The organism is Streptomyces sp. NRRL WC-3549 (genome assembly GCF_000721935.1).
Classification (GTDB): Bacteria; Actinomycetota; Actinomycetes; order Streptomycetales; family Streptomycetaceae; genus Streptomyces.
In genome coordinates, this window is record NZ_KL585430.1 from 52,125 (window position 1) to 59,721 (window position 7,597).

7 protein-coding genes are annotated in these 7,597 nt (G+C 73.5%); 6 read left to right on the forward strand and 1 reads right to left on the reverse strand.

Going from position 1 to position 7,597, the window contains the following annotated elements; translation table 11 throughout:
• Positions 1-72: 72 nt before the first annotated feature.
• Positions 73-699: a hypothetical protein gene (locus IH13_RS0130385; protein WP_031089299.1), complete on the reverse strand. Its 627-nt coding sequence runs from the start codon at positions 697-699 to the stop codon at positions 73-75.
• A 634-nt stretch (positions 700-1,333) separates the two neighbouring features.
• Between IH13_RS0130385 and IH13_RS0130390 the strand changes: the two genes are divergently transcribed.
• From IH13_RS0130390 to IH13_RS0130415, 6 genes are all read left to right on the forward strand, one after another.
• Positions 1,334-1,816 (forward strand): CarD family transcriptional regulator, encoded by a 483-nt coding sequence (locus tag IH13_RS0130390; RefSeq protein ID WP_003953493.1) that lies wholly within the window; start codon positions 1,334-1,336, stop codon positions 1,814-1,816.
• Between the two features lie 332 nt (positions 1,817-2,148).
• Entirely contained in the window at positions 2,149-2,913 is a 765-nt protein-coding gene (gene ispD, locus IH13_RS0130395; RefSeq protein ID WP_031089301.1) for a 2-C-methyl-D-erythritol 4-phosphate cytidylyltransferase, read from the forward strand.
• Positions 2,903-3,412, forward strand: coding sequence for a 2-C-methyl-D-erythritol 2,4-cyclodiphosphate synthase (gene ispF / locus IH13_RS0130400; protein WP_031089303.1), 510 nt, complete (start codon positions 2,903-2,905; stop codon positions 3,410-3,412). The genes ispD and ispF overlap by 11 nt, the downstream gene beginning before the upstream one ends.
• A 131-nt stretch (positions 3,413-3,543) precedes the next feature.
• A complete protein-coding gene (locus IH13_RS0130405) occupies positions 3,544-4,188 on the forward strand; it encodes a GNAT family N-acetyltransferase (RefSeq protein WP_037842861.1) in 645 nt (214 codons plus the stop codon).
• A gap of 69 nt (positions 4,189-4,257) precedes the next feature.
• The gene (locus IH13_RS0130410; protein ID WP_031089306.1) at positions 4,258-5,769 is read left to right on the forward strand and encodes an ABC transporter substrate-binding protein; all 1,512 of its coding nucleotides are present in this window, start codon (positions 4,258-4,260) and stop codon (positions 5,767-5,769) included.
• A gap of 5 nt (positions 5,770-5,774) precedes the next feature.
• Positions 5,775-7,487 (forward strand): ABC transporter permease subunit, encoded by a 1,713-nt coding sequence (locus tag IH13_RS0130415; RefSeq protein ID WP_031089308.1) that lies wholly within the window; start codon positions 5,775-5,777, stop codon positions 7,485-7,487.
• Positions 7,488-7,597 lie beyond the last annotated feature (110 nt).

A 7,597-nucleotide genomic window follows, 5' to 3' on the forward strand; every position in this document is an offset into this window, starting at 1 on the left:
GCCGCGTGAAGCGTGAAAGGGGGCGCCCTCTTGGAGGGCGCCCCCTTTCAGTGGTACGTCTTCAGAGGCACGTCACTCGGTGCCGGCCGCTTCGCCGGCCCCGGCCCCGGTCCCGGCCCCCGGCTCCGTCGCCTCACCGGACGGCGTCCCGGAGGAGCTCTCCGACGCGGAGGGCTTCGGGGACGGGAGGGCGCTCGGGCCGAAGGCCTTGAAGAAGTGTTCCGCCGGGACGACCGTGGCCCCCAGGGAGACCTCGCCGGTCTCGCTGAACGTGAAGGCGACGGCCTGTACGCCACCGGCCTGAACGGCCTCGTGGCCGTTCTCGATCACGGCGGACGCGTTGCCCTTGCCGCCCAGGATGACGCGGCCACCGGCCGGGACCTCGATCGGGCCGTTGCCCTTGGCGGGCGTCAGCTTCACCGGGGTGCTGCTGCCCGGGAGCGTCACGGACTCCAGGGTCTCCTTCTTCGTACCGTCGTTGAACAGCGTGGCGGCGACGACGGCCGGGCCCTCGGCGCCCTCGGGCTGCGTGATGACGTTGACGTTCTGGATCTTCAGCTGGTCGACGGCGGTCGCCGCGTTGTCCGGCCTGACCTGGAGGGTCGGTGCGTCGTTGCCCGCAGCGCACGCGGACAGCGAGGCGATCGAGAACACGATGGCAGTGGCGGCGAGAGCGCCGTGTCGAAGGCTGCGGCTCACGGCGGCGGCAACTCCTTGAACGATCGGACTGCGGACTTCGGACTCTGCGGACAGGAAGGCCGAGCGGTGTAAAGCCGCCCTAAGTGTGTGTCAGCGGGCCCAGGTTACCGAGCCGTCGTTCCGGGCCCGCACCCGACCCGCCCCTCTGCGTGATCTCTCGCGGCGGGTCCGCGGCCTCCGCCGCCCCGGGCCGGCCGAACGGGCCGATTCGTGCCGTGTTCACATAACGTGCGTGATCGGAGCGTGATCTGTGACTGACCGATTTCTCGGTGGTGGCGCATTCCTTACGCATAATCGGCCCGGTGCTCGGCCGTTGATCAAATTCAATGGCCACGGACACTAAGGTCCGTACGGGTGATCGATCTCCGAACGGAGTACGGAAAGTTCACCATCCGGAACCCGACAAAACGGGATGTTCAGCCCCTTCTGAGTGACTTCCGGTCCGTGTGACGCACTCGTTTCGGTGGAGCCGCACGGCCGCTCCGACCTGCGAATATCGCCTCCGGAAGGCCCCGTGCAGCACGTCCGCGTTGTTGTTGTCAAGCCCCGAGATATGCCCTGACCTGCGAAAACGTCATTCAGGAGAAGCGATTCTCGTGTTACTCTGGATAGCCACGGAAGGGGTACCTGTCACATGACGTTCAAGGTTGGCGACACCGTGGTCTATCCCCATCACGGGGCCGCGCTGATCGAGGCTATCGAAACTCGCCAGATCAAAGGCGTGGACAAGACCTACTTGGTGCTCAAGGTCGCCCAGGGCGACTTGACCGTTCGCGTACCGGCGGACAATGCGGAGTTCGTGGGTGTGCGCGACGTGGTCGGGCAGGACGGACTGGACCGGGTCTTCGAGGTGCTGCGCGCGCCGTACGCCGAAGAGCCGACGAACTGGTCCCGTCGCTACAAGGCAAATCTCGAGAAGCTCGCCTCCGGCGATGTCATCAAGGTCGCCGAAGTGGTGCGTGACCTGTGGCGTCGCGAGCGCGAGCGCGGACTCTCCGCAGGTGAGAAGCGCATGCTCGCCAAGGCCCGCCAGATCCTGGTGAGCGAGCTCGCCCTCGCGGAGAACACCAACGAGGACAAGGCCGAGGCTCTGCTCGACGAGGTTCTCGCGTCCTGAACCGGTGTCACACCGGCCCTGTGAATGTGCCGCGGTGCCCGCTGACCGACCGTCTTCCACGGTATGTCGCCGGGCACTGCGGCACGTTCGGTTCCTGGGAACCCACCGGGTCCTGCGGAGCCGTCCCCGGGTGCCGTCCGGCCGTCGCCTCGGCCGGTTCCGATCCCGGCCGGTGCCCCGCCGCGAGGTGCCCGGACCGGGGTCACGGAAGGGTCCCGGTCGGGCCGAGGCGTCGAGCCCGGCTCTCCCCCAACCTACGGCCGGGGGCACCCCCAGGCCATACCCACGTCGGCCGGGAGGACAAACCTGCCGACGCTTCGGAGTGGAACGCGATGTCATCGATGTCACCGACGCCCGAGAAGCCACGGGCTTCCCGCACCGCCGCGGTGATCCCCGCGGCCGGCCGCGGAGTGCGTCTCGGCCCCGGAACGCCCAAGGCGCTGCGCGCTCTCGGCGGTACCCCCATGCTGATCCACGCCGTGCGGGCGATGGCCGCGTCACGCGCCGTCGGCCTCGTCGTCGTGGTCGCCCCGCCGGACGGCGCGCCGGAGGTCAAGAACCTCGTCGACGCCCACGTCCTGCCCGAGCACACCGACTACCTCGTCGTACCGGGTGGCGCGACACGCCAGGAGTCCGTGCGGCTCGGCCTCGACGCGCTGCCCGAGGACGTCTCCGTCGTCCTCGTCCACGACGCGGCCCGGCCGCTGGTCCCCGTCGACACGGTGGAGGCGGTCATCGAGGCCGTACGGGGCGGGGCGCCCGCCGTCGTGCCCGCGCTGCCCCTCGCGGACACCGTCAAGGAGGTCGAACCCGGCGCGCCGGGCGATCCGGAGCCGGTCCTCGCCACCCCGGAGCGTTCCCGGCTGCGGGCCGTGCAGACCCCGCAGGGCTTCGACCGCGACACGCTGGTGCGGGCGCACGCCGAGGTCGCCGTCGACGGCGAGGGGGCGACGGACGACGCCGGCATGGTGGAGCGGCTCGGCTCACCCGTCGTCGTCGTACCGGGGCACGCGGAGGCGTTCAAGGTGACCCGGCCGCTGGACCTCGTCCTGGCCGAGGCGGTTCTCGCACGCAGGAGGGCGAACGATGGATTCTGAGACGGCGCGTCAGCCCGCGCCCGTGATCCCGCGGGTCGGGATCGGGACCGACATCCACGCCTTCGAGGAGGGCCGCGAGCTCTGGTGCGCGGGACTCCTCTGGGAGGGCGAGGGGCCCGGCCTGGCCGGCCACTCGGACGCCGACGTGGTCGCGCACGCCGCGTGCAACGCCCTGTTCTCGGCCGCCGGACTCGGTGACCTGGGGCAGCACTTCGGCACCGGCCGCCCCGAGTGGTCCGGGGCCTCCGGGGTGACCTTGCTCACCGAGGCGGCCCGCATCGTACGTGCCGAGGGCTTCGGCATCGGCAACGTCGCCGTCCAGGTCGTCGGGGCCCGCCCGAAGATCGGCAAGCGGCGCGAGGAGGCCCAGAAGGTGCTGTCGGAGGCCGTCGGCGCCCCCGTGTCGCTCTCCGCCGCCACCTCGGACGGTCTCGGCTTCACCGGCCGGGGCGAGGGCATCGCGGGCATCGCGACCGCCCTCGTGTACCGCACCGGCTGACCCCTGGCCCACCCGCCCACGCCCACCCGCCCCACCCGTCACCTTGTTGCGCATCACTTGCACGTACGCTGAGAGGGCAGGTGTCCGCAGGTGAGCCGACCTGCGGCGGGCGAGAGCGAGGGTGAGTGTCAGTGGTGAGTGCGGCGGCCGGAGCGACGGTGACCGGGGTGCGGGGCGCGTCGCCCGCCGTGGCCCCCGCGTCCGGACGGCAGGATTACGTCCCCGCGTCCGGACGGCAGGAGTACGTCCTGAGCACCGCGACCGCCGAGGACGTGGGCGGTGCGCGGGCGGTGATGCTGGACACCGTCTACCACGACCTGCGCTCCGGCTACGTGCCCCGCTGGCACGCGGACATCATCGACCTCGAAGGCGCCTACCTGCGGCCGGAGCGCTGCACGCTCATGGTCGTGCGGTACGGCGACGAGGTCGTCGCGACCGGGGCCGTCCGTGACCGGGGCCCCCAGGCGCCCCCCAACCCCGCATGGATCGCCGCCCGCTTCCCGTCCGGCTCGACCGCGCAGCTGTGCCGGATCTACGTACGTCCGGAGCACCGCAGGCACGGGCTGGCCCGGCTGCTGGTGCGGGAGCTCGGGGCGTTCGCCGCGGGCGCGGGCGGCTACACCTCGCTGTACCTCCACACCGATCCGTCCGTGCCGGGCGCCGAGCCGTTCTGGCGGTCGATGGCGCACGAGGTCTGTGACGAGCGGGAGCTGCCGGGGGGCGGGCAGGGCATCATCCACTTCGAACTGCCGATGCCCGCTCCGGTGCGGCCGTGACCGCCGCCGGCCGGACGCCGCGCACCCCCACCACTCAGATGATAATCGTTTTCATATAGGGTCTCCGTCATGCCTACGCTCCGAAGCCGCCGCCGCTCACCTCTGCCGGTGATCGCCGCCGCCCTGCTCCTCCCTCTCGCCGCCTGCTCCTCCTCCGACGGCGACGAGGCGTCGGAGGGTGGGCGGCTGCGGGTCGTCATGGCCTTCCCGCCCGCCCAGGCCATGTCCCCGTACGGCGACGACGCGGTGACGCTCAGCCGGCTCGCCGTCGTCGAGGGCCTCACCACCCTCGACGAGAACGGCGCGCCGCAACCCGCCCTCGCCACCTCCTGGAAGCGGGAGAACGACACCACCTGGACGTTCACCCTCCGCGACGCGGTCTTCCAGGACGGCGCGACGGTGGACGCCGAAGCCGTGGTCCGCTCCCTCACCGCCGCCGGCAAGGCGTCCCCGCTGCCCCGGGTGCTCTCCGACACCCGTCTGACCGCGACCGCCGAGGGCGCGGACACCGTACGGATCGTCACCGCGCACGCCGACCCGCTCCTTCCGCAGCGGCTCGCCAACCCCTCGCTCACGATCCTGTCCGCCGGGGCCTACAAGGGCGGCAAGGTGGACCCCGCCGGGCACGCCACCGGGCCGTTCACCCTGACCGACGTCAAGGGCGCGGTCGCCGCCACCCTGGAGCGCAACGCGGACTACTGGGGCGGCAAGGCGAAGGCCCCGGGCGTCGACGTCACCTTCGTCGCCGACGGCACCGCCCGTGCCAACGCCCTGCGGACGAACGCCGTGGACGTGGCCGAGTACGTGCCGATCTCCCAGGCGTCGCTGCTGGGCGACGGGTTCGTCCACGAGTTCCCCTCCGCCCGCACCAACGGGCTCTCGCTGAACACCGATCACGGAGTCTTCGCCGACCCGGCCATGCGCGCCGCCGCCCGTGAGGCGATCGACTCCAAGGCCCTGGTCGACGGCGTCTACGAGGGCCGCGCCGACACCGCGCGGGGCCTGCTCGGCCCCGGCGTCCCCTGGGCCGCGAAGGACCGGACCGACCCCACGGGCCGGGCGGAGGCGGCCCCGAAGGACGAGGTCGCGAAGACGAAGCAGATCGTCCTCGCCACCTACACCAACCGGCCCGAACTCCCCGAGGTCGCGACGATCGTCCAGCAGCAGCTGACGAAGCGCGGATTCACCGTGAAGCAGGTCGTCCGGGACTACGCCCAGCTGGAGGCCGACGCGCTGGCCGGGAAGTACGACGCGTTCATCCAGGCCCGCAACACCCTCCTGGACACCGCCGATCCCGTCTCCTACCTCGCCTCCGACTTCACCTGCGACGGCAGCTTCAACATCTCCCAGCTCTGCGACCCGCGCGTCGACGCCGCCGTGGCCGAGGCGGCCTCCCTGGCCGGCACCGAGGAGCGCCACCGGGCCGAGATGACCGCGGAGGCCGCCGTGCTCGGCGCCGACGCCCTCGTACCGCTCGTCCACGAACGGTTCGTCCAGGGCTACGACGGCGACCGGGTCGAAGGCGTCGCGCTCGACCCGATGGAGCGCACCCTGATCACCGCCGACACCCGCGTCGGCTGACCCGGATGCGGTATCTGGGGCGACGGCTGGTCGTCCTCGCCGCCGTCGTCGCCGTCATCGGCCTGCTGCCCTGGCTGACCCGTACCGATCCGGCCCTGACGATCCTGCACGCCCGTTACGCGGACCGGCCGCCGACGCCCGCCGTCCTCGACGCGATCCGCGCCGAGACCGGGCTCGACGGCGGCCCCCTGCACGTGCTGGGCGACTGGGCGGGCGGGCTGTTCCGGGGCGACCTGGGGGAGTCCTGGGTCTCCGGGGAGCCCGTCGCCCCGGACACCGTCTCCGCCCTCGGTGTCTCCCTCACCCTGATGGGCTGCTCGCTCGCCGTCGGCCTGCTCCTCGCGCTCGCCCTCGCCGCCCCGACCCTGCGCCGGGGCGCGCACCGCCGGCTCGCCACCACCCGGGCCGGGGTCGGTGCCGCCGTCCTGGCCGCGCTGCCGGAGTTCCTGCTCGCCGCCGTCCTGGCCACCCTCCTCGCCGTACAGCTGGGCTGGTTCCCCGCGCTGGGATGGGGGAGGGCCGACCAGGCCGTGCTGCCCGCCCTCGCGATGGGCGTCCCGGCCGGAGCCCTGCTCGGGCGGCTGCTCGACGACGCCCTGCCCGCCGCCTTCGCCGAGCCCTGGGCCCGCGCCGCCACTGCGTCCGGGCTGCCCCCGCGCCGCATCGCGGTCCACGTCCTGCGCCGCACCGCCCCCGCCCTGCTGCCGCAGCTCGGCCTGATCGTCGTCGGACTCACCGGCGGCGCGGTCGCCGTCGAGACGCTGTACGCGATCCCGGGGCTCGGCTCCACCGCGCTGGCCGCCGCCCTCGCCCAGGACCTGCCCGTCCTCCAGGCCTGCGTCCTGCTGCTGCTCCTGCTGGGGCTCGCCGCCGGGCTCGCGGCCCGGCTCGGCTCCCGCGCCCTGCTGGGCCCCGCCCGTGCGGCCGGGGCGCTCCCCGCGCTCACCGCCCCACGGCTGCCCGTGCGCCGCGTGGTGACGGTCGCCGCCGTGGTCCTCGCCGCGCTCCTGGTCGCGGTCGCGGTCGCCGGCCTGCTGCGCGACCCCCTGCGCGTCGACGCCGCCGCCCGCCTCGCCTCCCCCTCGGCCGCTCACCCTTTGGGCACCGACTCGCTGGGCCGCGACGTCCTGGCCCGGCTCGGCCACGGTGCCGCCCGGACCGTCCTCGTCGCGGTCGCCGTCAGCGCGGTCACCCTGCTCCTCGGCCTGATCGCCGGGGCGCTGCGCGCCGGAGCGCTCACCGAGACGGCCAACGCCCTGCCGGCGGTCCTGGCCGGCCTCGTCGTCGCCGGGGTCGCCGGCCCCGGGCCCTGGGGCGCCGCGGTGGCCGTCGCCGCGGTCGCCTGGGCGCCCCTCGCCGCCCACACCTCCGCGCTCTACGTCCAGGAGAAGGCCGCCCCGCACATCGCCGCGTCCCTCGCGCTCGGCGCCGGCCGGGGCCACCTGCTCCGCCGCCACCTGCTTCCGGGCGTCGTCCCGCCGGTCGTCCGCCACGCCGTCCTGCGCATCCCGGCCGTCGCCCTGGCGCTCGCCGCGCTCGGCTTCCTGGGCCTCGGTACCCAGCCCCCGGCGCCCGAGTGGGGCCGGATGCTCTCCGAGAACATGCCGTACGCCGAGCGGGCCCCCTGGGCCGTCCTCGCGCCCGCCGCCGCCCTCGCCGCCCTCGGCGCGCTCGCGGTGCTCACCTCGGCGGCCGTACGCGCGAGGAGGCGGGCATGAGGGTCCGGCGCAGCGGGGCGGGCGAGGGCGCGCCGGAGCTCACGGCGTACATCCGGCTGCTGACCGCCACGCAGTTCGCCTTCAACATCGGCTTCTACGCCGTCCTGCCG

Excerpts from the sequence above, each read along its gene's own strand:
- IH13_RS0130410 (WP_031089306.1), top strand. The coding sequence starts at position 4,258 with ATGCCTACGCTCCGAAGCCGCCGCCGCTCACCTCTGCCGGTGATCGCC.
- IH13_RS0130390 (WP_003953493.1), top strand. The coding sequence starts at position 1,334 with ATGACGTTCAAGGTTGGCGACACCGTGGTCTATCCCCATCACGGGGCC.
- IH13_RS0130415 (WP_031089308.1), top strand. The coding sequence starts at position 5,775 with ATGCGGTATCTGGGGCGACGGCTGGTCGTCCTCGCCGCCGTCGTCGCC.
- ispF (WP_031089303.1), top strand. The coding sequence starts at position 2,903 with ATGGATTCTGAGACGGCGCGTCAGCCCGCGCCCGTGATCCCGCGGGTC.
- ispD (WP_031089301.1), top strand. The coding sequence starts at position 2,149 with ATGTCATCGATGTCACCGACGCCCGAGAAGCCACGGGCTTCCCGCACC.